The sequence below is a fragment of the Clostridium cuniculi genome (genome assembly GCF_004353185.1).
Lineage (GTDB): Bacteria > Bacillota > Clostridia > Clostridiales > Clostridiaceae > Clostridium > Clostridium cuniculi.
On record NZ_SMUS01000047.1, the window covers coordinates 1 to 25,574 of the forward strand.

Genomic DNA, 25,574 nt, shown 5'->3' on the forward strand with positions numbered 1-25,574 from the left:
GCGAATCCTCTGTTTGCTAATACTGTTGTGATAGCAGCTGTTAATGTAGTCTTACCGTGGTCTACGTGACCGATTGTTCCGATATTTACGTGTGGTTTACTTCTTTCGAACTTTTGCTTTGCCATTTTGAAATTCCTCCTTATTTTAAATAAACTTTGCCTAGCGTTTGCATACTAATTTATATCCTTCATGGAGCTCATGATCGGGATTGAACCGACGACCTCCGCCTTACCAAGGCGACGCTCTGCCGACTGAGCTACATGAGCATTAAAGTGAGTTACACTTTAATATACCAATTATAAAGTTTACTATCATTTGTTTTTTTTGTCAATATTATTTTACTATTATTGTTTAGTGTCGGAAAGGCACTTTTCAAGCTTTCTTTTAACCCTTTGAAGAGCATTATCTATAGACTTTGCATGTCTATCTAAATCACAAGCAATTTCTTGATATGACTTACCATCTAAATAAGATTGTAATACTTCCATCTCTAAATCTGAAAGAACCCTTGCAATAGCATCTTCTATTTGAGCTTTTTCTTCCTTTCCTATGATAAGTTCTTCTGGATCACTAATCTTCATACTAGAAAGTATATCCAAAAGTGTTCTTTCTGAATCATCTTCTGATACCGGTTTATTAAGAGAAATATATGTGTTTAAGGGTATATGTTTTTGTCTTGTAGCAGTTTTTATGGCTGTTATTATTTGTCTTGTTATACATAACTCCGCAAATGCCTTAAATGTTGTTGATTTCTCATAATTAAAATCTCTAATTGCTTTATATAGACCTATCATACCCTCTTGGTAAATATCTTCTTTATCAGCTCCTATTAGAAAATATGATTTAGATTTTGCTTTCACAAAGCCTTCATATTTAGAAATAACATATTCTTGCGCTCTCACATTTCCATTTTTAGCTTCTATAACTATTTCTTCTTCCAATTTACCCTCAAATTCAACTGCTATTTCTTTTGAATAATCTTTGTTATTCACAAATCCCCCTCCATTTCCTAAAACACCTTAATATTTAACCCCGTCTCATAGCCTCTAACTTTCTTAATACATCCTCATCAATATTATCTTGCACTGTACTTTTATGCGAGTGACCCATTTTACTGGTTGCCCTTTTTATATCTTCAGATGTATCAAATACCATATTATAAAATTCTACACTTGAAACTCTGGTTGCACCTCTTTGAAATATAGTTTGCTGTTCTAAAGAATCTGATGTTACTACAGAAACTTCGAAACGTCTTCCTATATTATGTATCTCTCTTTCAATATAAGCATCGGCAGTTTCTCCACTTTTAGTAAAAACTACTGTAAGATTCTTATTGTGTTCATATTTATTTTCTAAATTTCCAGCTACTCTATAACCGTCAAATACAAGCATGATTTTACATTGATGAATCGCACCATAGTTATGTAAAATATCAATAAGCTTTTGTCTTGAACTATCTAAACTTATTTCTTTTTCTTTCTTTAAAATACTCCAGCTATTTATTACATTATATCCATCTATAAAAATAAATTTCACTTTTAACCTCTATTAGTATTAAACTATTTAGTTAGTCTACCTTTTAATACCTCATACATCATTATACCACCTGCTACCGAAGCATTCAAAGAGTTAATTTTACCTACCATAGGGATTTTAACTAATAAATCACATTTTTTAAGAGTTAAGTTTGATATTCCCTTTCCTTCACTTCCTATTATTAAAGCACATGGTCCTGAAAAATCTGTATTGTAACTATAATCTTTACCTTCTATATCTGCACCATATATCCAAATTCCTTTTTCCTTTAATATATCTATAGTAGCATTTATATTTGTAACTTTCGCAATTTTCATATGTTCTATTGCTCCTGCAGAACATTTATATACTGTAGATGTTACTCCAACATTTCTTCTTTTAGGTATAATAATACCATGAACACCACAAAGCTCTGCAGTTCTTATTATAGACCCTAAGTTATGAGGATCTTCTATTTCGTCTAATATTACTATAAAAGGCTTTTCATCTTTCTTTTCTGCAACTTCTAATATATCGTTCACTTCACAATATTTAAATGGAGTAACCTTAGCCACTATTCCTTGGTGATTTAATCCCTCACACATAGTATCAAGCTTTCTTCTATCAGCTTCCTTAACTACTACTCCTTTATCCTTTGCTAATCCTAATGCAACTTTTATTGATCCTTCTAAGTCGCCTTTGCTCACATATAAACATTCAATAGTTCTATCACTTTTCAACGCCTCAATAACAGCATTTCTTCCTAATATTAAATCTTCTCTTATAGCATCAATATTAGTTTCTTTTGCAGGTGATATTGCTTTTGATTCTCTTTTAAAGCCTTTATTTGTTCTTTCTTGGAATTTATTAAATTCTCTTTCTTTTCTTCTTGGATTCTCTCTTTTTGTCATGAATATTCTCCTTTATTTTTGTTGTAAATCAATTGATAGTGCAGTATTAAATATGAATTCTAATCTTTCAGTATCACCAATTAAATACAGATATCCAACTAGCGCCTCAAATCCAGTTGCCATTCTATAATCTCTTACATCAGCATTTTTAGGAACAGTTGCTGATTTAGCATTTCTTCCTCTTTTAAATATATAACTTTCATTTTCCGTTAACTTATCCTCAATTTCATGCATTATAGCAGATTGGCTTTTAGCTTTCACATATCCTATAGCCTTAACATGCATTTTATGTGCACTTAATTCAAGATTATTTGATAATATAGAATTTCTTATAAAAAGCTCATATACTCCATCACCTACTAGTGCTAATTGTAATGGATTTAAAAGTCTTGCCTCTTTCTCACTAAACTCTTTTGTTCTTAAATCTTTTAACATATATTATCTCCTTAATATTTATGAGGCATAAAAAGTATCTTCATTAATATAATAGCCTCAATTGCTATATTATATTTAAATTAACCTGTATTAAATTAATGACAAGCCTATATTAACAAATGGTAAGTTTGCATAAATAAAGCCAGCATTGCTGACTTTATTTATTACCTTAAACTTCTTTAAATTTTAATTTCCATTTGCAATCTATAACTTGTCACTTATATTAATCAACTTTTTTCCATCTAACGCCTTGTGGGGTATCTAAAAGTTCTATTCCTCTAGCCTTTAGTTCATCTCTTATCTTATCAGCTAGAGCAAAGTTTCTGTCTTTTCTTGCTTGTTGTCTTTCAGCTATTAAAGCTTCAACCTCAGCTTCTAAATCCCCCTTAGTTGTTTTTTGTAAAATACCTAAAGGTAAACCTAATTCTCTTATTAATTCTAAAGCCTTTTCACATAATTCTTTAGATGAGTTAATTCCTATATTACTGTTAGTATCTCTTATTAAATCAAATAAAACTGAAATAGCATCTGCAGTATTAAAGTCATCATCCATTTTTTCAATATATCTTTGTCTATAAGCATCTAATGACTCTAGATATTTAATCTCTTCATCAGTCATTTTTTCATTCTTAACTTCTGATATTAAATTTTCTAAATTACCTATAGCATTATATAATCTTTCAACAGAAGCCTTAGCTGATTCTAATAACTCATTACTAAAGTTTAATTGAATTCTATAATGTCCTGATAACATTAAAAATCTTATTACATCTGCATCATATTCTTTTAATGCATCTCTTGCAGTTAAGAAATTATTTAAAGACTTAGACATTTTTTGATTATTAACATTTAAAAATGCTGCATGCATCCAATAGTTTGCAAATTTCTTTCCTGTTAAAGCTTCACTTTGAGCAATTTCATTTTCATGGTGAGGAAACGCTAAATCCATACCTCCAGCATGTATATCTATTGTATCTCCAAGTAATTTCTTAGCCATGCATGAACACTCAATATGCCATCCTGGTCTTCCTAATCCCCAAGGACATTCCCAAGCAGGTTCACCTGGTTTTTGTGCCTTCCAAATAGCAAAATCCATTGGATCTTCTTTTCTTTCATCAACGTTTATTCTAGCTCCAGCTTGTAAATCATCTAGATTTTGACCAATAAGTTGACCATATCCCTCAAACTTTTTAGTTCTAAAATAAACATCTCCATTTACTTCATATGCATATCCTTTTTCTATTAATCCAGAAACAAAGTCAATTATTTCATTAATATATTCTGTAGCTCTTGGATTAGTAGTTGCTCTCTTAATATTAAGACCATCAGCATCTTTGTAGTATTCACAAATATACTTATCACCAATTTCTTTTACTGTTGTATTTTCTTCATTAGCTTTATTTATCATCTTATCATCTATATCAGTAAAGTTTTGAACAAAATTAACTTCATAACCTCTATATTCCATATATCTTCTTATTGTATCAAAAACGATAAATGTTCTACCATTTCCTATGTGGAAATAATTATAAACAGTTGGTCCACAAACATACATACTAACTTTACCTGGCTTTAGTGGAACAAATTCTTCTTTTTTTCTAGTTAAAGAATTATATATTTTCATTTAACAATCCCTCCTTTTTATATTTTTAAAATTCTATAATCTTATATTATTCTTTTCAAATTGAGATTTTACAGTAGAAATAACATCATCAATTTTTATTACTTCCATTTCACCATCTCTTAATTTAAATTCAACTTCACCTTCAGTTATCTTTTTACCTACAGTAACTCTCATTGGAATTCCAATAAGTTCTGAATCCTTAAATTTAACTCCTGGTCTTTCATTTCTATCATCTAATATAGCATCTACGCCAATTTTTCTTAACTCTTCATATAATTTATTAGCTATTTCCATTTGAGCTTCATCTTTAATATTTACTGGAATAACTGAAACATGATATGGTGCTACTGAAAGTGGCCATATTATACCATTTTCATCATGATGTTGTTCAATTATAGAAGCCATTGTTCTTGTAACACCTATTCCATAACATCCCATTACAAATGGTGTATTCTTTCCATTTTCATCTATAAATGTAGCATTCATAGCTTCTGAATATTTAGTTCCTAATTTAAATATATGCCCAACTTCAGTTCCTCTTGCTATAGTAACTTCAGCTCCACATTCAGGACATTTTTCTCCACTTTCTATATTTCTGAAATCTCCTACAGTACCTTCAAAATCTCTACCATAGTTAACATTCTTTAAATGATATCCAGTTTCATTAGCTCCAAGAATCATATTGTACATATACTTAACTTCTTCATCAACTAATAGTAAATCTACTTTTAATCCTACTGGTCCACCAAATCCAACTTCACATCCAGTTGCATTTTTGTATTCTTCATGAGAAGCCATAGCTATGTCACCTGAAGCATTTGCAGCATTAGCAACTTTTACTTCATTAACTTCTCTATCTCCTCTAACTACTACACCAACTATTTTTCCATCTATATTAAACATTAAAAGTTTAACTGTTTTCTTTGGAGATACATTTAAGAATGCTGAAACTTCATCTATTCCTCTGCTATCTGGAGTAGCTACTTTTTCCATTTCTAATAATTCTTCTACTTCTGCTTTTTCTGGTGTTGCTTCTGCTTTTTCTATATTTGCAGCATAATCACATGCTGAACAGAACACTACGTCATCTTCACCAACTTCTGACTTAACCATAAATTCAGCTGAATTTGATCCACCAATTGCCCCTGAATCAGCAGCAACACATTTAGCATCTATTCCACATCTATTGAATATTTTTACATATGCATCATGCATCTTATCATAAGATAAATCTAATCCAGCTTGATCCTTATCAAAACTATAGGCATCCTTCATTATGAATTCTCTTGATCTCATAACTCCGAATCTTGGTCTTCTTTCATCTCTATATTTAGTTTGAATTTGATAAAGATTTACTGGTAATTGCTTATATGACTTTATTTCATTTCTAGCTATATCAGTAAATACTTCTTCATGTGTTGGTCCAAGACAAAAATCTCTATTGTTTCTATCCTTTAATCTGAACATTTCATCTCCATAAACGTCCCATCTACCTGATTCTTGCCATAATTCAGCTGGTAATACAGCTGAAGCTAAAAATTCTTGTGCACCTGCTGCATTCATTTCTTCTCTTACTATCTCTTCAATATTCTTTAATACCTTAAGACCTATAGGCATATAGTTATACACACCTGCAGCCATTTTTCTGATCATACCTGCTCTAAGCATAAGCTTATGACTATCTATTTCAGCTTCTGCTGGTACTTCTCTTAATGTAGATACTAACATATTTGACATTTTCATAATTTATTCCTCCAGACTCTCTATTTAATATTATAATTTCATATTTATTAACAGTTATACCGTTAGATACTTAAAAGTTATATAAGCATTTTCTTATAGGACTTTGTGCAATCTTATGTCTAAGCCCCTTTAATATCGCTTTATTAATTAACTTGTAACTTTTAACTATAAGCTAAAAAAAGTTCCCCCTAATATAGAATTAGGGCGAACTTATATCCGCGGTACCACCTAAATTTGTGCTTTAATAATGATAACGGTATTAAACCGATAGTTTTTACCTACAACTCGAAAGCTGGTTCAAAATCTATTGAAAATCTTACAGCCAATGGATTTTCTCTCTGAAATGGCGATTTCTACTATTCTTCGTCACTGCTTTAAGTAATATATTTTTTTGATTAATTAATTATATAATCTTGCAAAAACTATGTCAATATAATGGAATTGAAATTAAATCAGCTTTTCGCCTAAAATTAAATCTTCTGGCGTTGTAACCTTTATATTCGTATATTCTCCATCATAAAGATATACCTTAGTTCCATATCTTTCAACTACCATAGTATCATCCGTAACTACCACTTTATCCATTTTTACTTTTTCATGACACTCTAAAATCTCCCTAAACTTAAAAACCTGTGGTGTTTGAATTGCTACCAACGACTCTCTATTAGGAGTATCAATAGAAAAATTATTTTTCTCCTTAATCTTTATAGTATCTTTAGGCATTACACCTGGTGCACATGCACCATAAATAGATGCATATTTTATACCATCTTCTATTATTCTATCTGAAATAAATGGTCTTGCTCCATCATGAATCAACACTATATCTGTTTCAGTATTTTCTAAACTTTTAAGTCCATTATATACAGAATCTTGTCTTTCAGCCCCACCAATAACTATTTTATCAACTTTAAGATCATATTTCTTTAAAATATTTTCTTTAAAATACTCTATTTCCTCTTGTGATAAAACAACTACTATATTATCTATTTTTTTATTATCATTAAACTTCTTAATTGTATAGTAAATAATAGGTTTTCCTTTTATTTCAATAAACTGTTTACTTATAGAGGAATTCATCCGTTTTCCTTTTCCTCCAGCTAAAATAATAGCACTTATCATTAAATTTCTCCTTTAATTATCCTTTGGTTTTGCAAATATCATTCTTCCAGCAGATGTTTGAAGAACAGACGTAACTGTTATAAAAATTTCTTCTCCAATAAACTTTCTTCCACCTTCAACTACAATCATAGTTCCATCATCTAGATATCCAATTCCTTGTGCTGATTCTTTACCATCTTTGATAACTACAATCTTCATTTCTTCTCCTGGAAGAACTACTGGTTTTATGGCATTAGCTAAATCGTTTATATTTAAAACAGGAACACCTTGGAACTCTGCAACTTTATTCAAATTAAAGTCATTAGTTATAACCTTTCCATTTAATTTTTGAGCTAACTTTAATAATTTACTATCAACTTCAGCAATTTCTTTAAAGTCACCTTCCCAAATTTCAGTTTCAATTTCTAATTCCTTTTGAATCTTATTTAATATATCTAATCCTCTTCTTCCTCTATTTCTTTTTAATGAATCCGAAGAATCTGATATATGACGGAGTTCATCTAAAACAAAACTAGGTATAACTAAAGTACCTTCTATAAATCCTGTCTTACATAAATCAAAGATTCTACCATCAATTATAACTGATGTATCTAATACCTTCGCTCTACTCCTTGCAACACTTTTACTTTTCTTTTCCTTATCCTTCTCTCTTAAGCTATTTCTTTTAAAGATTAATAAGGTTGAAGAAATATCATCCTTCTTTTTTATAAATATTTCTGCTCCAATTATTGCTGCTATTAATTCTAATAGCACAAATATTATAGGTCCTATAGATGGATTTATTCCTGAAAATATTCCTGAAAAAGGTGCTCCTATAAACGTTGCAATAATTAATCCTATTAAAACTCCTAAACTACCAAAAATTAATTCTTGTGCACTTAATCTCTGAATATTTTTTTCCATTATATCTATAATCTTTGATATTAATTTATATAATCTTGGTGAAATAAAATAAAAAATAATTCCAAATAATAAAATACAAAAAATATAAAATATAGTGGTTGCTACTGCACCCTTAATAATCTGAATTTTAAATTCTCTAACTACAGTTAATATACCCTCACTAACAATATATCCAATAACCAATCCCAAAATAGTAAAAATTATCCTTAGACATTTTTTAAACATAAATTCACCTCCTATTTTAAAAACTATACAAGATAGTTATAAATAACCATTTTTATTATACCATAATATTAATATTACTATTACAAGTATTTAAATTTTAAAAATAAAATTTAATAATAATACCCCCTATCAAAATAAGCATAGGTTGTTTATTATAATATTAAACAACACACACAAGGGTTGTATTGACAAAATTGTCTGAAAATACTTATAATTTATATAAGGATTATATTTCTAAGGAGTTGAGGCAAATGAAAGACATTATATTTGATAGCTTTCAAAATGACGTCAGTGAATCTCTATTAAGACACAAAAGTATTCTAGATGTTCTTACTAAATATACTGAATCTAGTTCTAGAATTAACAGAGCAGTAGCCAAAGCTGTTACAAACTGTGGTTGCATTGAAATAAATGCAAAAAAGCAATGTCTGCCAAATGAAGACAACTCATTGGAAGATTTATCTGAGTGTTTAAAAACTCATATGGATGGTTGCTTATGTGAAAGTTGCCGTGAAGTTATAGAAAGAGAGATTGGTAATAATTTATTCTATCTTACTTCTCTTTGTAATATTCTTGATATAAATCTTTACGACGTTCTATTAAAAGAAAGCGATAAAATTACCACCCTAGGTAAATTTACCTTTAGATAAATATATAAGCAGGTTTACACCTGCTTATATATTTTTACCAATATTTTTATTAATATTCCAAATATTTATTAAATTTCTTTCTTTAAATAAATTTGTTCTTTTATTCTTTTCAATCCACTTCTTATAGCAGTAGCTCTAGCTTCACCTATACCTTCAACTTGATCTAACTCATCTTGAGTAGCAGCAATTACATATTTCAATTTATTAAAATGCTTTATTAAATTTTCAATTACGTTAGTTGGAATTCTTGGAATTTTAAATAATATTCTATATCCCTTTGGAGAAATTAATGTATCTACTAATGGTACCCCACCAAATCCAAGCACTTTTGCAATAGTTTCTAAATCTACTAACTCTTCTGAATTTAACTTTTGAATATCTTTATATATAGTATTATGATCTGTATTTTCTCCACAATAATCTCTAATTAGAAGTATTCCATCTCTTTCTATATATCTTATCAATTCATTAAGTTGCATAGAAATAAGTCTACCTTCATTCCCAAGCTCTAAAATATATCTTTTTATTTCTTCAACTATTCTCATTACCATTTCAGTTCTTTGAATTGCAGTTACTACATCAAAAACCGTTGTCAAATCTTGAAACTCTAAAATATTTAAGTTATTTATAACACGTTCTAAAACATTAACATACTTCTCTAAAGTCTGAATAGCTTGATTGGCTCTTGCTAATATTACACTACTATCCTGTAATATATATTTTATATCTCCCTTATATATTGTAATAATATTTCTTCTTTGTGATATAGCTACAACTATGTTATCCGTTTGCTTTGCTATTCTTTGTGCCGTTCTATGTCTTGTTCCTGTTTCATAGGTTGTTACAGATGGATCAGGTAATAATTGTGCATTTGCACAAACTATCTTTCTTAAATCCTGACTTAATACTATAGCTCCATCCATTTTAGCTAATTCATAAATATATGCTGGGGTATACTCTGCATTTATATTAAATCCCCCATCTACTATATTCATTACTTCTTCAGAATCCCCTAAAACTATTAATCCACCAGTTTTAGCTCTTAAAATATTTTCTAGTCCTTCTCTTAAGTTTGTTCCAGGACTAACTATTTTTAATATATTTTTTATTTCATTATCATCCTTAATTCTCATGCTAATCACCTAATCTATTACTTTCACATACTTTCTATAATAATTATATTTTACACCTATTTATATACATCTGCTATAACATCATTTAGAGTTTTCATTGACATTATTTTTATATTAGGTATTTTAACTTCTTTCCCAAAAGAATCCTTAGCCACATATACCTTTTTAAATCCCATTCTTGCTAATTCTTTAACCCTTACTTCTATAGAAGGAACCTTCTTAAGTTCTCCAGTTAACCCAACATCAGCTATAAATGCAACATTTGCCTCTATTCCCCTTTGTTTTACAGACGAAACTATGCTCATAATTACAGCTAAATTAATACCTTGTTCTTTAATTCGCATTCCTCCTGTAGTCTTTATAATAACATTTTTATCATAAAGATTTATCCCGCCTCTTTGCTCTAAAATTGATATTAAGGTATTCAATTTATCTTTTCCTAATGTTTCACCTATTCTAGTAGGGTATGGAGTAAATGTTTTGGAAACTAAGCTCTCTACTTCTGTAATTATAGGCCTAGATCCTTCCTTTATAACTGTTAATGTACTTCCTGATACTATTTCTCCCTCTTCTCTTTTAGTCATAAAAAATTCCGATGGATTATCAATAGACATCATTCCCTTTTCAGACATTTGGAAAAATCCTGTTTCTCCTGTACTTCCAAATCTATTTTTAGAACTAACTAATCCCCTTAACTCTTCATCGGTATCGCACTCTATAATTAATACGGTATCAACTAAATGTTCTAATGCTCTAAGGCCAGCCAATTCATCTGCCTTTGTCATCTGCCCAACTATAATTACCGCTCTTTGTCTTTTATCATCTTTTGCAATTCTTAAAAGTTCATTAGCACATTCCATTGTTTGGGTAGGAGATCCTGCTCTTGCTGGTAGTGAACTCTCCATAGTAAATGTCTGTATACTATCTATTATTAATAAATCTGGATCTATTTCATTAACAGCATCTACAACATTATCCATACTTGTTTCTTGAACAACCCAAATATTATCGTTAATTTTATCTAAAATTCTATCAGCTCTATTTTTTATTTGACTATCACTTTCTTCTCCAGATGCATAAATAACTTTATGTCCAGCCCTAGCAATATTATCTGCTACCTGTAATAATAAAGTTGATTTTCCTGCTCCTGGTCTTGCTGTTATTATAGTAATGGAATCCTTAACAATTCCGCCTCCCATTACTCTATCAAACTCACTTATTCCAGTTACAATTCTATCACTTTTACTTGAAGTAACTTCAGATAGCTTTTTAATTGGTTTTTTAGCTAATTGTCTTACCTTTATTGCTTCTTTTGTAGATTTATTCTGTTGAACAACTTGTTCTTCAGTAAACGTATTCCAACTGCTACAATCTGGACATTTTCCCATCCATTTTGGTGATTCATATCCACATTCTTGACATATAAATACAGATTTTATCTTTGCCATATTCTTCACCACTCTATCTATTTTAATATAAAATTCTTATTCTATCGTAAAATGAGCATAATACTTCTAACTTTAACTAACTAAGTTTAAATTTGTAGCTTCAGTTAAGTCTAAGTAATTAAAATAAAATTTCTATTCTCATTTAAATTCCAATTTACTCTATATAATATAACATACTTAAAATATAAAAAATATAAAAAATATAAAAATAAACCATAAGATATTTACTAATTCTTATGGTTTATTTTTGTATTTTATTTACTTTTCAATAAGCTTCGCAGCTTCCTTATCAACTATTACGATAACATCTCTATGCATTTGTAACATAGACGCTGGATTATCTGTTGAAATCTTACCTGCGAATAATCCTTTAATAGCCTCAGCTTTACTTTCCCCTGATGCAATAAGAACTATTTTTTTAGCTTTCATTATTCCACCTAAGCCCATACTTACAGCTTTTGTTGGAACATCCTCTACATTCTCAAAAAATCTAGCATTTGCTTCAATAGTATCTTGAGTTAAAGTTATTACATTCGTTCCTACAGATAACTCATCATCTGGTTCATTGAATGCAATATGACCATTATTTCCAATACCTAATAATTGGATATCTACGCCTCCTAACTCTTGTATTTTCTTATCATACTCTGAGCATTCTTTTTCTAAATCTTCTGCTAATCCATTTGGAACAAAAGTTTTTTGAATATCTATATTAACATGCTTAAATAAATTTTCATTCATAAAATATCTATAACTTTGTTCATGTTCAGGATTTAATCCTACATACTCATCTAAGTTTATTGTAGTAACTTTTGAAAAATCTACTTCATTATTTTGATACATTTTTATTAGTTCTTTATACATTCCAACTGGTGATCCTCCAGTAGCTAAACCTAAAACCGCATTTGGATTTTTATTTATAACCTTAGCAAACTCCTCTGCTGCAGCTCTACTTAATTCTTCATAATTTTTAGTAATTATTAATTTCATAATATCTCTCCCTCTTTTCTTGAAATATTTACTTGTAATGTAAATTTATCCGATTTATAAAATGCTTCTTCTAAAAATAAAAGCTTGTCTGTATTCGTAAAAGTTTTACTAACCATCTTTAGTATAGGTGTATCCTTTTCACACTCTAATAGATTTCTTATTTCATCATTAACATTTACTGCTACTATAGATGAATTAGAATTTGTAATTACATATCCAAATCCTTCTAAAACCTTATATAAAGATCCTTCTAGCATTTTTTCATTAACATGCCCGCAATAATCAACTGGTATATATACAGTTTCTAACGCAATACACTCACTATCTACTATTCTTTTTCTTGTTATTTTATATAACTTATCTAATATAAAAATATCCTGCATATCTTCAGGAGTATCTATAACCGCAAACTCTACTACTTTAGTTTCTAATACTCTACCACTTTGTTTTATCATTTCTGTAAAGCTCATCATATCTTTTTGGTTTACCTTTTGCTCACATACAAAAGTACCCTTACCTTTTTTTCTTGTTAGTACTCCTTCTTGTACTAATTCTCCGATAGCTTGTCTTATCGTCATTCTACTGACATCATAAATCTCACAAAGCTCTCTTTCACTTGAAATACAATCTCCAGCCTTCCAAATTCCATTAGCTATTTTTTTTATAAAATCATTTTTTAATTGATAATATACTGGTATTGGACTATTTTTATCTATCATATTATCACTCCCAATTTCATTATACGATATATATATATAGTTGTCTATACCAGTCAGAAAATTTTTTTAATAAAAAAATATGCATATTTATTTATTATTTGGAAATACTATCTATATAAATTACAAGGAGATGGTATTTTGATAGATAAATCTTATTTATATAATGTTCCTTCTAAAAATATTCTTAATAGTTATAAACCTAAAAATTTATCTAATGATTCTATAGATAATTATCCTGTTGATTCTATAGATAATATGGTTATAAACTCTAACTTAAACGATGAAAGTTCTTTAAAATAATACTATTATCATATAATCAAAAAGTAAGGTAAAACACCTTACTTTTTTAAATTTATTACAATTCCCTTTCTTCTTGTCATAGCTTCAATTGAATACTTTATTCCTTGAACTCCTATTCCTGATGATTTAACACCTAGAAAAGGAAAATGATCTGGTCCTCTTTCAGTCTTATTATTTATTTGAACCGATCCAACTTCTAACTTATCTGCTACGTAGAAAGCATTATCTAAATTATTAGTAAATACAGATGATTGTAATCCATATTGAGATTCATTAGCTATTCTTATTGCTTCATCTTTATCTTTCACTCTTATTATTGGTAATACTGGACCAAATGGTTCTTCCCATGCTAATCTCATATCAGTTGTAACATAGTCAAATAAGGTTGGATATATAATATTCTTTTCTCGCTTAGTCCCCAATATTAAATGTGCACCCTTGTTCCTAGCATCTTCTATAAGCTCCCATACAAAGTTAGCCGCATTTTCATCTATAAGTGGAACTATTGAAACACCCTCTTCCTCTGGGTTACCAACCTTTAAATTTTCTACTAATACTTTTATTTTCTCTACTAATTTATCTGCTATATTTTCTTCCACTAATACCCTCTTTACTGCTGTACATCTTTGACCTGAATAAGAATATGCACCTTCGACTATATTTCTTGCAGCTAAATCTAAGTCTGCATCTTCTAATACTATTGCTGCATCTTTTCCTCCTAGCTCCATCAATAATGGTACCATATTAGTTATTTTAGATATTCTCATTCCAATTTCACTACTTCCAGTAAAATTTATAAAATCTATAGAAGGATGAGTTACTATATAATCACCTATTTCACTTCCTCTTCCAGTAACAGTATTTAACACACCATCAGGTATTCCAGCCTCTTGAAATATTTTAGCAAGATATAAGCCACATAAACTCCCTTTAGTTGCTGGCTTTAAGACTACAGTATTTCCAGCTACTAATGCTGGAGCTATCTTAGATGCTGATAAATTTATAGGATAATTAAATGGTGATATTGCTAAAACAACTCCCATAGGCTCTCTTACAACAACTGATAATTTCTTTTTATCAAAACCCGGGAAACTATCACTTTGTATACTCTCTCCATAAATACTTTTTGATGTATCTGCAGTGAATCTAATAAAATCAGCTGTTCTATTTATTTCTGATTCTGCACTTTTTCTATCCTTTGCAACTTCACGTATTAAGATATCACTTAAATCTACTATACGTTCTTGTAATATATCCGCAGCTCTATATAATATTTTTGCTCTCTCATTAATAGGGGTTTCTCTCCACTTTTCTTTTGCATTAACTGCAACTTTTATAACTTCATCAACTTCTTCTTTTGTCATTGCAGGTACACAGCCTACTACTTCTTCATTAATTGGTGATTTAATCTCAATAAATTTTTGACTTTTACTATTACACCACTGTCCATTAATAAGATTCCGAAACTTTCTTTCTTCTCCTACTAAATTACTAAACATATTTTCACCTCAATTTATAAGTAATTTTATTTATTTTTCCCTTACAAATATATATTTATTAAAATCATTTTTACTTTTAAAAAAATAAAAATGGACTATTAAATATTTAAAGCTACAAAACAACTCTTCAAATTTAATAATCCATTTCATATTAACTATATAAAATATTAATTAATATAATTTATTAATATTCATCAAATTCTATCTGTGTGAAAAAATCAATCCTTCTTCTTTACATTCAACTTTTAATTTATCTCCAACCTTAATCTCACCCTTTAATAGTTCATCGCTTAATTTATCTACTATTTCTCGATTTATTATTCCTCTTAATGGTCTAGCTCCAAATTCTAAATTTTTATTCTTAGTAACAAGAAATTTATTTAAATCTTCATCATAAATTAAATCAATATTTTTCTCTTTCAATCTTTTAATAGTATCCTTAAGCATTATATTTACTATTTCTAATGTATCCTCTTCCTTAAGTTGATTAAATACTATAGTATCATCTACTCTATTTAAGAACTCTGGTTTAAATTCTTTCTTTAGCTCCTCTAATACTACATCTTTAATTTTTTCGTATTCTGCATGTATTGAATTTGATGATGTATCAAATCCTACTTTTCTTTGACTCTTTATTTTTTGAGCTCCTACATTAGATGTCATAATAACTATTGTATTCTTAAAATCTATGGTCTTACCTTTTCCATCTGTTAATCTTCCATCCTCCATTATTTGAAGTAAAATATTAAATACGTCTGGATGAGCTTTTTCAATTTCATCTAATAATACAACTGAATAAGGTTTTCTTCTAACAGCTTCTGATAATTGCCCACCTTCTTCATATCCTACATATCCTGGAGGCGCTCCAATTAATCTTGAAACAGAGTGTTTTTCCATATATTCAGACATATCAATTCTAATTAAGTTACTTATCTTACCAAACATAACCTCAGCCAGAACATTACAAAGTTCTGTCTTACCAACGCCAGTAGGTCCACAGAAAATAAATGTTCCTATTGGTCTATTAGGGTTTTTAAGTCCAACTCTTGCTCTCTTTACAGCTCTAGCTAATGCCTTTATAGCTTCCTCCTGACCGACAACTCTTTTTCTTAAAGTTTCTTCTAAATGTAAAAGCTTATCTGATTCTTTTTCTGTTAACTTTTCTACCGGAACTTTAGTCCAAATTGCTACTACCTTTGCAATATCATCTTCATCAACAATTTGCACTTCCGTACAGCTATGAGCTCTCCATTCACTTTTAATTTTTTCAAACTCTTCTCTTAATTGTTTTTCTTTATCTCTTAAGCTTGCAGCCTTTTCAAAGTCTTGATTCCTTATGGTATCTTCTTTTTCACTAATGATCTTTTCTATATCTAATTCCTTTTTCTTAATCTCAGGTGGAAGTGTCAATCTTGAAATTCTAACCTTTGCAGCTGCTTCATCTATTAAATCAATCGCCTTGTCTGGCATATATCTATCACTTATATATCTATCTGCTAAATCAACTGCCGTATATAAAGCTGAATCTGTAATTTTAACTTTGTGATGTGATTCGTATTTATCTCTTAATCCAAATAATATATTTAAAGTTTCATCTTTATTTGGTGGTTCTACATTAACAGTTTGGAATCTTCTTTCTAAGGCAGCATCCTTTTCTATATGTTTTCTATATTCATCTATTGTTGTGGCACCAATACACTTTATTTCTCCTCTAGCCAATGCCGGTTTTAATATATTGGAAGCATCAATTGCACCTTCTGCTCCTCCAGCACCAACTATAGTATGAATTTCATCTATAAAAATTATTATATCCTCTTCATTTTTTAATTCATTCATTACCTTTTTTAAACGTTCTTCAAATTCGCCTCTATATTTAGCTCCAGCAATCATTGATGTTATATCTAATATTAATAGTCTTTTATCTCTTAAACTTTCTGGTGCATCTCCTGATATTATTTTTTGAGCTAAACCTTCTATTATAGCGGTTTTACCAACACCAGGTTCACCTATTAAACAAGGATTATTCTTTATTCTTCTACAAAGAATTTCTAATACTCTTTGGGTTTCCTCATCCCTGCCTATAACAGGATCTAACTTTCCTTCTCTTGCGCTTTGAGTTAAATCTCTGCTATATTGATCTAATACTGGTGTTTTATTTTGCTTTTTCTCTCTTTGTATAGATTTTTTGTTCTCTCTAAGCTCATTTCCAGATATATATTTATCCAACTCCTGTTTAACTACTGATAAATCAATTCTACCACTTGTTAAAATAGTATACGCGACTCCTTCTCCTTCATTTACAAGGGCCATTAATATATGTTCTGGATTTATAAAACTATGACCATATTTTCTCGCTATATCTAAACTATCATCAAATAATCTCTTAGCTCTTGGAGTTAATAACATCTCTCCGTTAGAAACTTCATCATCTCCAAATCCTAAATAATCTTCAGTCATCTTTCTTACCTTCTCAATAGTAATTCCTTTTCCTGCTAAAAGTTGACCTGCATATCCATTTTCTTTTAATATTCCTAATAAAACATGTTCAGTACCAATATACCCGTGCTTGAAATTTTGAGACTCCTGTTGTGCTTCTACTAAAACAACTTGTGCTCTTTCTGTAAACCTCCCAAAAATCATAGTGTCACCTCCAAATATAATTTAATATAGATTGCTATACAAATTATTTCTATATTCTATAAATATGACCCAACCCTCTTTACCATAATTATTTTCTTATACCTATTATAATTATTATGATAAAATAACCATTATAATACCCTTAAGTATTTCTGCTCTTAGCTTATTTCTATCTTCAACAGCTCCTAATGTCCTATCATTTATAGACATCTTGATAATTTCCAATTCTCTCTTAGTTATTAACTTCCTATCATATAAATGTTCAATTAATAATACCGCTGAACTATAAGTTACACTATTTCCAATAGCTTTATTTATTGCATCTAATTGTTTTTCTTTATTATTATATTCTACTCTTCTGATTATTATATATCCGCCTCCACCTCTTCTACTTTCAATTAAATATCCCTTTTCCGTAGTAAATCTTGTTGTCAAAACATAATTAATTTGAGATGGTGCGCAATTAAACTTATCTGCTAATTCATTCCTCTGAATAATTACCTCCTTATTTTTTTCATCTTCTATCATGTCATTAATAAATTGAGCTATTATATCTGAAATTCTTGCCACAATTTCACCTTCCTAAACGTACTTTGACCTTATTTGACTTTAATTATATATAATTTTTTTTTTAATGTCTATGTAATAATTCCTTTATTTTTAGGTAAATATACTAATGTATGTTAAACTAATAATAATTGCTATTGCTACCTCCTATTGTTCCCGAATTTAGTTTTCTTAAACCTTCTTCAGTTATTACAAGTTAAATATTGGTCCAAAAAAAAGAGCCGTCAAATTGACGACTCTAAAATTTTATTAAGCTTCAGCTGGAGCTCCTACTGGACAAACATTTGCACAGTTCCCACAATCGATACAAGTATCTGCATCAATAACGAATTGAGTATCCCCTTGGCTTATAGCGTTAACTGGACATTCTGCTGCGCAAGCACCACAGTTAACACATGAATCATTAATTGCATATGCCATTAAAAACACCTCCCCATATTTAACTAAGTACCACTATTATTTTATCATACAAATTTTTCTTTTTAAAGTGAAAGTTAATAAGCTATTTTTCAATAGATACTTTTTTTAGCTAAATTACCATATATCCTACATTCTCAATAGAAGTTATTATTTCATCTATAGATACACTTAAGCTATCATATACTATATTAACTTCTTTCTTATTTAAATTAATTTCACACGCAAGAATACCTTCATAATTACTAACCACATTTCTAATATTAATAATATCATCATGTGTAGTTAAATTATAAATTCTAACTAGTGCTTTCATTAATTTTCCTCCTTAGTTCCCCTTTATAAGATCTTTAATTAACTTTCTATCTTCTTCAGATTCTATTTCTAATTTTATATCATCATCATCTATAGAATCCTCATAATGTCCTTTTATAAGTTCAACATTTTCTATTTTAAACTCCTCTAGAATCTCTTCTTCACCTTTTCTAAGCTTAACCTTAACACTTTCTTTAACTTTCCTCCTTAGTTCCCCTTTATAAGATCTTTAATTAACTTTCTATCTTCTTCAGATTCTATTTCTAATTTTATATCATCATCATCTATAGAATCCTCATAATGTCCTTTTATAAGTTCAACATTTTCTATTTTAAACTCCTCTAGAATCTCTTCTTCACCTTTTCTAAGCTTAACCTTAACACTTTCTTTAACTTTCCTCCTTAGTTCCCCTTTATAAGATCTTTAATTAACTTTCTATCTTCTTCAGATTCTATTTCTAATTTTATATCATCATCATCTATAGAATCCTCATAATGTCCTTTTATAAGTTCAACATTTTCTATTTTAAACTCCTCTAGAATCTCTTCTTCACCTTTTCTAAGCTTAACCTTAACACTTTCTTTAACTATATTATTTGAAAATACCTCTCCAGTTCCTTCGTTAGTCTTAACAATTGAACCTACTTTAGGCATTCTCTTTCTAATATCCTCATAAGTACTTTGCTCGTAATTTAAGCAACACATAAGTCTTCCACAAATTCCTGAAATCTTTGTTGGATTAAGAGATAAATTTTGCTCCTTTGCCATTTTTATAGAAACAGATGCAAAATCCCCTAAAAATGTTGAGCAGCACAGTGTTCTTCCACATGGCCCAAGTCCACCAAGCATTTTAGCCTCATCTCTAACACCTATTTGTCTTAGCTCAATACGAGTTTTAAATATTGTAGCTAAATCCTTAACTAATTCTCTGAAATCCACTCTTCCATCAGCAGTAAAATAGAATATTACTTTATTATTATCAAATGTATATTCTACATCTATAAGCTTCATGGTTAGTCCATGTTCTTGAATTTTCTTTAAACAAATATCAAAGGCATCTTTTTCCTTATCTTTATTTTTAAAGTGCTTATTGATATCTTCTTCTGTTGCTATTCTTAAAACACTTTTTAAAGGTGCAACTATATCATCTTCACTTATCTCTTTTATTCCAATTACGCATTCTCCAAATTCAATACCTCTTGCAGTTTCAACTACTACATAAGTATCTTTTTGTATATCCATATCTGCTGGATCAAAATAATATATTTTTCCAGCTTTCTTAAATCTAACCCCGACTACTTTTATCATTATTAACCCTCCATAAAGCCCATTAACATTACACGCAATATCATTGCCCAACTAACATTACTTTTAATGTTTTTCCTTGCTTCTTCTATCGTCATTATCATATTATTTAGCTTTCTAAATGACATTTCTTTAGTCAGCTCATTTATATCATCGATTTTATCTCCATTTATTATAAAATCCTTATTTTCAATTTCCTTGTGTATTAATATATCTCTTATAAACCCACCTAAAATATTTAATACTTCTTCCTTATTATCTTTTAACCCAATTAATTTTTCTTCATGTTGTAATATAACTTCAACATTATTCTTATTTAAATCTTTTATTAAATCTATTATTTTACTTCTAAGATCTTTTAAAGTATCATCATTAAAATACCTATCTATTCTTCCTGGAATCCCTTCACTAAATGCAATAGCTGATTTTATTTCATTTTCACTATAATTAAACTCTTTAATTTTTATATATTCATATAATTCTTCCTTAGTTAAAGGAGTCAATTTATAAATTTCACATCTAGATTTTATAGTATCTAAAATTAATTCTAAACTTTCACATAATATTATTATGTAAACCCCTTTTGGTGGTTCTTCTATAGTTTTTAAAAGTGCATTTTGAGCCTGAATAGTTAACTTATTTCCTTCATGTATTATAACTACCTTCTTATCTCCCTCGAAAGGCTTTTTAGATACTTCTTCAATTATATTTCTTACATCATCTACCCCAAAAGAAGCTTTATTACTTCTATAATTTATAATATCAACATATTCTCTATCAAGCTCACCATTTAATATTAACTTGGCTAATATATTGGCTAATTTACTTTTTCCTATGCCATCTTCTCCTGCTATGAGGTGAGCATGAGAAAGAGTATTATTCATGCATCTATTTCTAAAGTTATTAATTAAAATCTCATATCCTATAAATTTTCTCATACCGTCACCTCCTTATTAACTTACTTATACTTTATAAAATTGGTCAACGTCTAAAACAAATACTGTAGCTCCACCAACTTCTACTTCAATTGGATAAGGCATATACATTCCTGAACCACTTCCAATAGTTGTTGGAGCAGGTGTAGAAACCATCTCTTTTCTTCTTTTGCATACATCTTCTATTACCTTAACAACATCTTTAACTACTTCCTTTTCAACTCCTATCATTAAAGTTGTATTACCTGATTTTAAAAAACCTCCAGTTGTAGCTAATTTAGTTACCCTAAAATTCTTATCAGTAAGCTCTTCAATTAAATCCATAGCATCATCATCTTGAACTATAGCCAATACCAACTTCATACCACATACCTCCACTAATAAGTTAATAATTTATTCAATTATATTTTATCATAAATATATAATAATTTACTAAATTTTCTCTTTAAATAATTTATTATATTAAAACCTATAATTATATTCTACTACTTCCACAAATAATTTTTTATTTATAATTACCTCATTGTTAATTTATAAAAGTAAGAGCCCTAATAAATATAATTTAATAATTATTTATTTTTTACTGATTTTATAAATAATATACAAAAATACTATATATTTTTTATCTATATTTCTTTAAAAGTAATTTGCTTATTTAATATAAAAAAGTTACTTGAAATTAAAATTATTTTTCTTATTAAATAACTTAACCTCAAATAACTCTTTTAAATATTATATATAATTTTTTATATTATCATAAATTTCATTGTTTATATCTTCTATAGATCTTAACTTGCCTTCTTTAGTACATTTTATAATCTTCCAATTATATTTATCTGCAACATATAATGAATTATTATAAGAATCAATTAAATATTCTTTATTACTTTCATGTATATCCTTATCTTCTTGTCCAGTAATCTTATTCATTCTATTTTTCATAAGTTCTTGACTTACTTCGGGCTCAACATCTAAAAATATTACTTCATCCGGTCTTGGAATTCCATATATATTAAACTCCAAATCATATAACCATTCAAGAAATTTTTCCTTTTCAGGACTTTCTATCTTAGCTGCTTGATGTACCATATTAGAAGTTGTATATCTATCACTAATTATTATTCCACCATTATTATAAAATTCTCCCCACTTAGTCTTATATGAAGCATATCTATCAGCTGCATAAAAAGTGGATGATATATATGGACTTACATCATTAGGATTTTTTCCAAAGTCACCATTCAAGTACATCTTTACAAGGGCTGAAGAATCACTTTTATAATCAGGGAAAGTAATTTTCATACACTTCTTACCTTCACTAATTAATCTTTGATATAATCTCTCAGATTGAGTTGCCTTTCCGCTAGCATCTGAACCTGATTCTATAATTATTAATTTTCCTTTACCCATCCTTTTTCTTCCTTTCGTTTTTATTAAATAGAATTTCACTCTAAATCTTTTAAATCTAAAATTTTTGGAGCTATAGCCTTTTTAACTTTATTTTTTATACTCTCATATTCTTTACTATTAACATCCATAACATTCATTTTTTGTACACAGTCTTCACAAATGAAACTGTTCATTATTTCAATTCCACTATTTTTACTTTCTTTCTCACATATTATACAATATTTTTTAGGATCTCTCCATATATCTTTACTACTAATATCCATAATACTCTCCTCCCTTTATTAATAAATTCTGTCCTATTATTTACACTCTATACTTGTCTAGTTATAATTTTTTCTAAATTTTTACCTGCACTACTATAATATAATCAAATCAAATATATTAATATTAATATCTTATACTTTTTAATTTTTAAAACAAAAAGTGAGATAGTTTATTACCATCTCACTTTTTATTTATTTATATTGAGTGTTTTATACGAGCTACTAAAGTATCGCTAGGCTCAAAAATGAATTTATATATCTTTCCATGCTTTTTATATATACATAAAAACTTTTTATTCTTATCAAATTTTCTAATGTAATGTATACTACATTTACATTTACTATATTCCTTAGGAACATTAGCTTTGTCTCCAATGTAAATTATATCTTTTATCTTTAAGCTCTCAACATTTTCTTCTACTCTACTATTTATTTTATTAATTATAAGCTTGTCTGATATAACGCAATACTTATATGCCATCTTACACTTTTTAGTTTCTTTAATAAGTACCATTAGCGTTAATACTACTAAAATAACTTCTACCCCTAATTCTTCAGTAATATTCTTTCCAAAAGTCATTTTAGAAAATTGATATATGTATAAAGCTACAGTAATTGTTAATAACGATATAATTATTGCAACAGTTTTCTTACCTTCTTTAATTTCCTTATGCATCATTGGGAACTCCTCTAATAATCTATATTATTTCATATAAGAATATTTTGATTATACTAACTTTCTAAAGCTAATTACAAACCTTGAATTTTGGACTATTAGTTTATCTTGTCCATTATTTAATAAATATATTGCAATATCTTTATAAATCTAACTATTAGACATTATTATTAGATTATTGTGATATAATCTTAATATATAATTCATTGATTAATAGCGAGGTAATATTTATGATTCAAATATACAAAAGTATAAGTGAAACAAATTCATCACTACAAATATTAGATAGCATTGAAAATGGATGTTGGATAAATATAGTTGCTCCTTCCGAAGAAGAGTTAATTTTAATTTCCAAAAAAACTGGAGTTCCCTTAAACTTTTTAAGAGCACCTTTAGATGATGAAGAAACTTCTAGAATTGATTTTGAAGATGGATTTACATTAGTGGTAGTAGATATACCTTTTACCGAAATGGAAGATAATTCCTTAACCTATGATACGTATCCTTTAGCCATTATACATTCTGAGAAAGAAATAATAACTATTTGTCTAAAAAATAGTAGAATAATAACAGATTTTATTAACGGTAGAGTAAAATCATTTTTCTCTTTTAAAAAGTCTAGATTCATTCTTCAAATATTAAATAGAATATCTACATATTATTTAATCTATCTTAGACAAATTGATAAAAAAAGTGTAATGATTGAAAAAAGACTTCATAAATCTATGAAAAATAGGGAGCTTATTCAACTACATTCATTAGAAAAATCTCTTGTTTATTTTTCTACATCTCTTAAAGCAAATGAAGTAACTCTTGAAAAAATGTTGAAACTAGAAATTATGCAAAAATATGAAGATGATCAAGATGTCTTAGAAGATGTAATAATAGAAAATAAGCAGGCCATAGAAATGACTGATATTTATAGTAATATCTTATCTAGTACCATGGATTTCTTTGCTTCTGTAATATCTAATAATCTTAATATTGTAATGAAGGTTTTAGCATCTGTTACTATATTAATGGCTATACCAACTATTATAGGTGGTATATTTGGTATGAATGTTGCATTACCTTTAGAAAATAATCCTAACGGATTCGAAATTATTATGTTCCTTACAATACTTTTAACTGGAGTTACTGCTTTTATATTGTATAAAAAAGATATGTTCAGTTAATATAAATTTAACTTATCTATAAAAATTTAAAAATATCCACATGCAGATTAATTTTTGCTGTGGATATTTTGTTTTTATCTGTGGATAGTTTTTCATTTTTAAAACTGTGAATAAATTAAATTTTATTATTAAAAGTTTTTATAAAAATTTAAAAAACAAAAAAACCTACAAGATTACTTGTAGGTTTTTCTTGGAGGCGCCACCCAGATTTGAACTGGGGAATAAAGGTTTTGCAGACCTCTGCCTTACCACTTGGCTATGGCGCCATACCTGGTGGCTCGACCAGGAATCGAACCAGGGACACGAGGATTTTCAGTCCTCTGCTCTACCGACTGAGCTATCGAGCCACATTACCTAGCAACGTTCTACTCTCCCACACAGTCTCCCGTGCAGTACCATCGACGCTGTAGAGCTTAACTTTCCTGTTCGGAATGGGAAGGAGTGTTTCCTCTACGCCATCATCACTAGATATACTTATTTAATTTTCAAAGAATTTATTCTCTGAAAATTGCATATGAATTATTTTTATTATTGGTCAAGCCCTCGACCTATTAGTATCAGTCAGCTACATACGTTACCGCACTTACACCTCTGACCTATCAACCTTGTGTTCTTCAAGGGGTCTTACTAGCTTATGCTATGGGAAATCTCATCT

27 protein-coding genes, 3 tRNA genes and 2 rRNA genes are annotated in these 25,574 nt (G+C 28.7%); 3 read left to right on the forward strand and 29 right to left on the reverse strand.

Annotated elements, in window-relative coordinates:
• The 10 genes from EJJ37_RS17395 to EJJ37_RS17440 all read right to left on the reverse strand — a co-directional run.
• On the reverse strand, positions 1 to 125 hold a 125-nt coding region (locus tag EJJ37_RS17395), incomplete at its 3' end, for a GTP-binding protein (RefSeq protein ID WP_243124916.1).
• A 65-nt stretch (positions 126 to 190) separates the two neighbouring features.
• Positions 191 to 266, reverse strand: a tRNA-Thr gene (locus tag EJJ37_RS17400).
• Positions 267 to 344: 78 nt separating this feature from the next.
• Positions 345 to 992 (reverse strand): RNA polymerase sporulation sigma factor SigH, encoded by a 648-nt coding sequence (gene sigH, locus EJJ37_RS17405; protein ID WP_133016760.1) that lies wholly within the window; start codon positions 990 to 992, stop codon positions 345 to 347.
• A 34-nt stretch (positions 993 to 1,026) separates the two neighbouring features.
• Complete coding sequence (locus tag EJJ37_RS17410; protein WP_133016761.1) at positions 1,027 to 1,536, reverse strand: NYN domain-containing protein; 510 nt, start codon at positions 1,534 to 1,536, stop codon at positions 1,027 to 1,029.
• Positions 1,537 to 1,559: 23 nt separating this feature from the next.
• The gene (gene rlmB / locus EJJ37_RS17415; RefSeq protein ID WP_133016762.1) at positions 1,560 to 2,426 is read right to left on the reverse strand and encodes a 23S rRNA (guanosine(2251)-2'-O)-methyltransferase RlmB; all 867 of its coding nucleotides are present in this window, start codon (positions 2,424 to 2,426) and stop codon (positions 1,560 to 1,562) included.
• A 12-nt stretch (positions 2,427 to 2,438) separates the two neighbouring features.
• The gene (locus EJJ37_RS17420; RefSeq protein ID WP_133016763.1) at positions 2,439 to 2,861 is read right to left on the reverse strand and encodes a Mini-ribonuclease 3; all 423 of its coding nucleotides are present in this window, start codon (positions 2,859 to 2,861) and stop codon (positions 2,439 to 2,441) included.
• A gap of 223 nt (positions 2,862 to 3,084) precedes the next feature.
• Positions 3,085 to 4,485, reverse strand: coding sequence for a cysteine--tRNA ligase (cysS, locus tag EJJ37_RS17425; RefSeq protein WP_133016764.1), 1,401 nt, complete (start codon positions 4,483 to 4,485; stop codon positions 3,085 to 3,087).
• 33 nt (positions 4,486 to 4,518) lie between these two features.
• Positions 4,519 to 6,228: a proline--tRNA ligase gene (locus EJJ37_RS17430; RefSeq protein ID WP_133016765.1), complete on the reverse strand. Its 1,710-nt coding sequence runs from the start codon at positions 6,226 to 6,228 to the stop codon at positions 4,519 to 4,521.
• A gap of 447 nt (positions 6,229 to 6,675) precedes the next feature.
• Positions 6,676 to 7,350 (reverse strand): 2-C-methyl-D-erythritol 4-phosphate cytidylyltransferase, encoded by a 675-nt coding sequence (gene ispD / locus EJJ37_RS17435; protein ID WP_133016766.1) that lies wholly within the window; start codon positions 7,348 to 7,350, stop codon positions 6,676 to 6,678.
• A gap of 12 nt (positions 7,351 to 7,362) precedes the next feature.
• Entirely contained in the window at positions 7,363 to 8,478 is a 1,116-nt protein-coding gene (locus EJJ37_RS17440; RefSeq protein ID WP_133016767.1) for a PIN/TRAM domain-containing protein, read from the reverse strand.
• Between the two features lie 251 nt (positions 8,479 to 8,729).
• On the opposite strand from EJJ37_RS17440, the gene EJJ37_RS17445 reads away from it, so the two are divergent.
• Positions 8,730 to 9,128 (forward strand): nucleoside triphosphate pyrophosphohydrolase family protein, encoded by a 399-nt coding sequence (locus tag EJJ37_RS17445; RefSeq protein WP_133016783.1) that lies wholly within the window; start codon positions 8,730 to 8,732, stop codon positions 9,126 to 9,128.
• Between the two features lie 68 nt (positions 9,129 to 9,196).
• On the opposite strand, the gene disA is transcribed toward EJJ37_RS17445, so the two are convergent.
• The 4 genes from disA to EJJ37_RS17465 all read right to left on the reverse strand — a co-directional run bounded on the left by disA (position 9,197) and on the right by EJJ37_RS17465 (position 13,418).
• Complete coding sequence (gene disA, locus EJJ37_RS17450; protein ID WP_133016768.1) at positions 9,197 to 10,261, reverse strand: DNA integrity scanning diadenylate cyclase DisA; 1,065 nt, start codon at positions 10,259 to 10,261, stop codon at positions 9,197 to 9,199.
• 56 nt (positions 10,262 to 10,317) lie between these two features.
• A complete protein-coding gene (radA, locus tag EJJ37_RS17455; RefSeq protein ID WP_133016769.1) occupies positions 10,318 to 11,709 on the reverse strand; it encodes a DNA repair protein RadA in 1,392 nt (463 codons plus the stop codon).
• Positions 11,710 to 11,967: 258 nt separating this feature from the next.
• Positions 11,968 to 12,699 carry a glucosamine-6-phosphate deaminase gene (gene nagB, locus EJJ37_RS17460; RefSeq protein ID WP_133016770.1) on the reverse strand — a complete coding sequence of 244 codons (732 nt, stop codon included), beginning with the start codon at positions 12,697 to 12,699 and terminating at the stop codon, positions 11,968 to 11,970.
• Positions 12,696 to 13,418, reverse strand: coding sequence for a GntR family transcriptional regulator (locus tag EJJ37_RS17465; RefSeq protein ID WP_133016771.1), 723 nt, complete (start codon positions 13,416 to 13,418; stop codon positions 12,696 to 12,698). The genes nagB and EJJ37_RS17465 overlap by 4 nt, the downstream gene beginning before the upstream one ends.
• 138 nt (positions 13,419 to 13,556) lie before the next feature.
• Here EJJ37_RS17465 and EJJ37_RS20440 point away from each other — a divergent pair, with 138 nt between their 5' ends.
• On the forward strand, positions 13,557 to 13,718 hold the full coding sequence (locus EJJ37_RS20440) for a hypothetical protein (protein WP_166484822.1): 162 nt from the start codon (positions 13,557 to 13,559) through the stop codon (positions 13,716 to 13,718).
• 38 nt (positions 13,719 to 13,756) lie between these two features.
• Here EJJ37_RS20440 and EJJ37_RS17470 read toward each other — a convergent pair whose 3' ends face one another.
• The 11 genes from EJJ37_RS17470 to EJJ37_RS17530 all read right to left on the reverse strand — a co-directional run bounded on the left by EJJ37_RS17470 (position 13,757) and on the right by EJJ37_RS17530 (position 23,747).
• Positions 13,757 to 15,217, reverse strand: a complete 1,461-nt coding sequence (locus EJJ37_RS17470; RefSeq protein ID WP_133016772.1) for an NADP-dependent glyceraldehyde-3-phosphate dehydrogenase — start codon at positions 15,215 to 15,217, stop codon at positions 13,757 to 13,759.
• Positions 15,218 to 15,418: 201 nt separating this feature from the next.
• The gene (locus EJJ37_RS17475; protein ID WP_133016773.1) at positions 15,419 to 17,857 is read right to left on the reverse strand and encodes an ATP-dependent Clp protease ATP-binding subunit; all 2,439 of its coding nucleotides are present in this window, start codon (positions 17,855 to 17,857) and stop codon (positions 15,419 to 15,421) included.
• A gap of 114 nt (positions 17,858 to 17,971) precedes the next feature.
• Positions 17,972 to 18,427: a CtsR family transcriptional regulator gene (locus EJJ37_RS17480; RefSeq protein WP_133016774.1), complete on the reverse strand. Its 456-nt coding sequence runs from the start codon at positions 18,425 to 18,427 to the stop codon at positions 17,972 to 17,974.
• A 246-nt stretch (positions 18,428 to 18,673) separates the two neighbouring features.
• Positions 18,674 to 18,844: a DUF362 domain-containing protein gene (locus EJJ37_RS17485; RefSeq protein ID WP_042401880.1), complete on the reverse strand. Its 171-nt coding sequence runs from the start codon at positions 18,842 to 18,844 to the stop codon at positions 18,674 to 18,676.
• A 109-nt stretch (positions 18,845 to 18,953) separates the two neighbouring features.
• Positions 18,954 to 19,157 carry a heavy-metal-associated domain-containing protein gene (locus EJJ37_RS17490; protein ID WP_133016775.1) on the reverse strand — a complete coding sequence of 68 codons (204 nt, stop codon included), beginning with the start codon at positions 19,155 to 19,157 and terminating at the stop codon, positions 18,954 to 18,956.
• A 400-nt stretch (positions 19,158 to 19,557) separates the two neighbouring features.
• Positions 19,558 to 20,463, reverse strand: coding sequence for a PSP1 domain-containing protein (locus EJJ37_RS17505; RefSeq protein WP_133016776.1), 906 nt, complete (start codon positions 20,461 to 20,463; stop codon positions 19,558 to 19,560).
• A 2-nt stretch (positions 20,464 to 20,465) separates the two neighbouring features.
• Positions 20,466 to 21,398 (reverse strand): DNA polymerase III subunit delta', encoded by a 933-nt coding sequence (locus EJJ37_RS17510; protein WP_133016777.1) that lies wholly within the window; start codon positions 21,396 to 21,398, stop codon positions 20,466 to 20,468.
• A 24-nt stretch (positions 21,399 to 21,422) separates the two neighbouring features.
• Positions 21,423 to 21,758 carry a cyclic-di-AMP receptor gene (locus EJJ37_RS17515; protein ID WP_133016778.1) on the reverse strand — a complete coding sequence of 112 codons (336 nt, stop codon included), beginning with the start codon at positions 21,756 to 21,758 and terminating at the stop codon, positions 21,423 to 21,425.
• A 369-nt stretch (positions 21,759 to 22,127) separates the two neighbouring features.
• Positions 22,128 to 22,805 (reverse strand): dTMP kinase, encoded by a 678-nt coding sequence (locus tag EJJ37_RS17520; RefSeq protein WP_133016779.1) that lies wholly within the window; start codon positions 22,803 to 22,805, stop codon positions 22,128 to 22,130.
• Between the two features lie 35 nt (positions 22,806 to 22,840).
• Positions 22,841 to 23,068, reverse strand: coding sequence for a sigma factor G inhibitor Gin (locus EJJ37_RS17525; RefSeq protein WP_133016780.1), 228 nt, complete (start codon positions 23,066 to 23,068; stop codon positions 22,841 to 22,843).
• Positions 23,069 to 23,264: 196 nt separating this feature from the next.
• Positions 23,265 to 23,747, reverse strand: a complete 483-nt coding sequence (locus EJJ37_RS17530) for a hypothetical protein (RefSeq protein ID WP_133016781.1) — start codon at positions 23,745 to 23,747, stop codon at positions 23,265 to 23,267.
• Between the two features lie 227 nt (positions 23,748 to 23,974).
• Between EJJ37_RS17530 and EJJ37_RS17535 the strand changes: the two genes are divergently transcribed.
• Positions 23,975 to 24,919, forward strand: a complete 945-nt coding sequence (locus EJJ37_RS17535; protein WP_133016782.1) for a magnesium transporter CorA family protein — start codon at positions 23,975 to 23,977, stop codon at positions 24,917 to 24,919.
• Positions 24,920 to 25,110: 191 nt separating this feature from the next.
• Here EJJ37_RS17535 and EJJ37_RS17540 read toward each other — a convergent pair.
• From EJJ37_RS17540 to EJJ37_RS17555, 4 genes are all read right to left on the reverse strand, one after another.
• Positions 25,111 to 25,185 (reverse strand) — tRNA-Cys (locus EJJ37_RS17540).
• A 5-nt stretch (positions 25,186 to 25,190) separates the two neighbouring features.
• Positions 25,191 to 25,266, reverse strand: a tRNA-Phe gene (locus tag EJJ37_RS17545).
• Between the two features lie 5 nt (positions 25,267 to 25,271).
• Positions 25,272 to 25,388 (reverse strand): 5S ribosomal RNA (gene rrf / locus EJJ37_RS17550).
• 62 nt (positions 25,389 to 25,450) lie between these two features.
• Positions 25,451 to 25,574 (reverse strand): 23S ribosomal RNA (locus EJJ37_RS17555); the annotation flags it as partial.

Excerpts from the sequence above, each read along its gene's own strand:
- EJJ37_RS17465 (WP_133016771.1), bottom strand. The coding sequence starts at position 13,418 with ATGATAGATAAAAATAGTCCAATACCAGTATATTATCAATTAAAAAAT.
- EJJ37_RS17510 (WP_133016777.1), bottom strand. The coding sequence starts at position 21,398 with ATGAGAAAATTTATAGGATATGAGATTTTAATTAATAACTTTAGAAAT.
- EJJ37_RS17485 (WP_042401880.1), bottom strand. The coding sequence starts at position 18,844 with ATGGCATATGCAATTAATGATTCATGTGTTAACTGTGGTGCTTGCGCA.
- EJJ37_RS17475 (WP_133016773.1), bottom strand. The coding sequence starts at position 17,857 with ATGATTTTTGGGAGGTTTACAGAAAGAGCACAAGTTGTTTTAGTAGAA.
- EJJ37_RS17420 (WP_133016763.1), bottom strand. The coding sequence starts at position 2,861 with ATGTTAAAAGATTTAAGAACAAAAGAGTTTAGTGAGAAAGAGGCAAGA.
- radA (WP_133016769.1), bottom strand. The coding sequence starts at position 11,709 with ATGGCAAAGATAAAATCTGTATTTATATGTCAAGAATGTGGATATGAA.
- EJJ37_RS17505 (WP_133016776.1), bottom strand. The coding sequence starts at position 20,463 with ATGATAAAAGTAGTCGGGGTTAGATTTAAGAAAGCTGGAAAAATATAT.
- EJJ37_RS17530 (WP_133016781.1), bottom strand. The coding sequence starts at position 23,747 with ATGATGCATAAGGAAATTAAAGAAGGTAAGAAAACTGTTGCAATAATT.
- EJJ37_RS17515 (WP_133016778.1), bottom strand. The coding sequence starts at position 21,758 with ATGAAGTTGGTATTGGCTATAGTTCAAGATGATGATGCTATGGATTTA.
- EJJ37_RS17430 (WP_133016765.1), bottom strand. The coding sequence starts at position 6,228 with ATGAAAATGTCAAATATGTTAGTATCTACATTAAGAGAAGTACCAGCA.
- ispD (WP_133016766.1), bottom strand. The coding sequence starts at position 7,350 with ATGATAAGTGCTATTATTTTAGCTGGAGGAAAAGGAAAACGGATGAAT.
- nagB (WP_133016770.1), bottom strand. The coding sequence starts at position 12,699 with ATGAAATTAATAATTACTAAAAATTATGAAGAATTAAGTAGAGCTGCA.
- EJJ37_RS17520 (WP_133016779.1), bottom strand. The coding sequence starts at position 22,805 with ATGGGTAAAGGAAAATTAATAATTATAGAATCAGGTTCAGATGCTAGC.
- EJJ37_RS17470 (WP_133016772.1), bottom strand. The coding sequence starts at position 15,217 with ATGTTTAGTAATTTAGTAGGAGAAGAAAGAAAGTTTCGGAATCTTATT.
- EJJ37_RS17525 (WP_133016780.1), bottom strand. The coding sequence starts at position 23,068 with ATGGATATTAGTAGTAAAGATATATGGAGAGATCCTAAAAAATATTGT.
- EJJ37_RS17445 (WP_133016783.1), top strand. The coding sequence starts at position 8,730 with ATGAAAGACATTATATTTGATAGCTTTCAAAATGACGTCAGTGAATCT.
- rlmB (WP_133016762.1), bottom strand. The coding sequence starts at position 2,426 with ATGACAAAAAGAGAGAATCCAAGAAGAAAAGAAAGAGAATTTAATAAA.
- EJJ37_RS17535 (WP_133016782.1), top strand. The coding sequence starts at position 23,975 with ATGATTCAAATATACAAAAGTATAAGTGAAACAAATTCATCACTACAA.
- cysS (WP_133016764.1), bottom strand. The coding sequence starts at position 4,485 with ATGAAAATATATAATTCTTTAACTAGAAAAAAAGAAGAATTTGTTCCA.
- EJJ37_RS17440 (WP_133016767.1), bottom strand. The coding sequence starts at position 8,478 with ATGTTTAAAAAATGTCTAAGGATAATTTTTACTATTTTGGGATTGGTT.
- EJJ37_RS17490 (WP_133016775.1), bottom strand. The coding sequence starts at position 19,157 with ATGAAAGCACTAGTTAGAATTTATAATTTAACTACACATGATGATATT.
- disA (WP_133016768.1), bottom strand. The coding sequence starts at position 10,261 with ATGAGAATTAAGGATGATAATGAAATAAAAAATATATTAAAAATAGTT.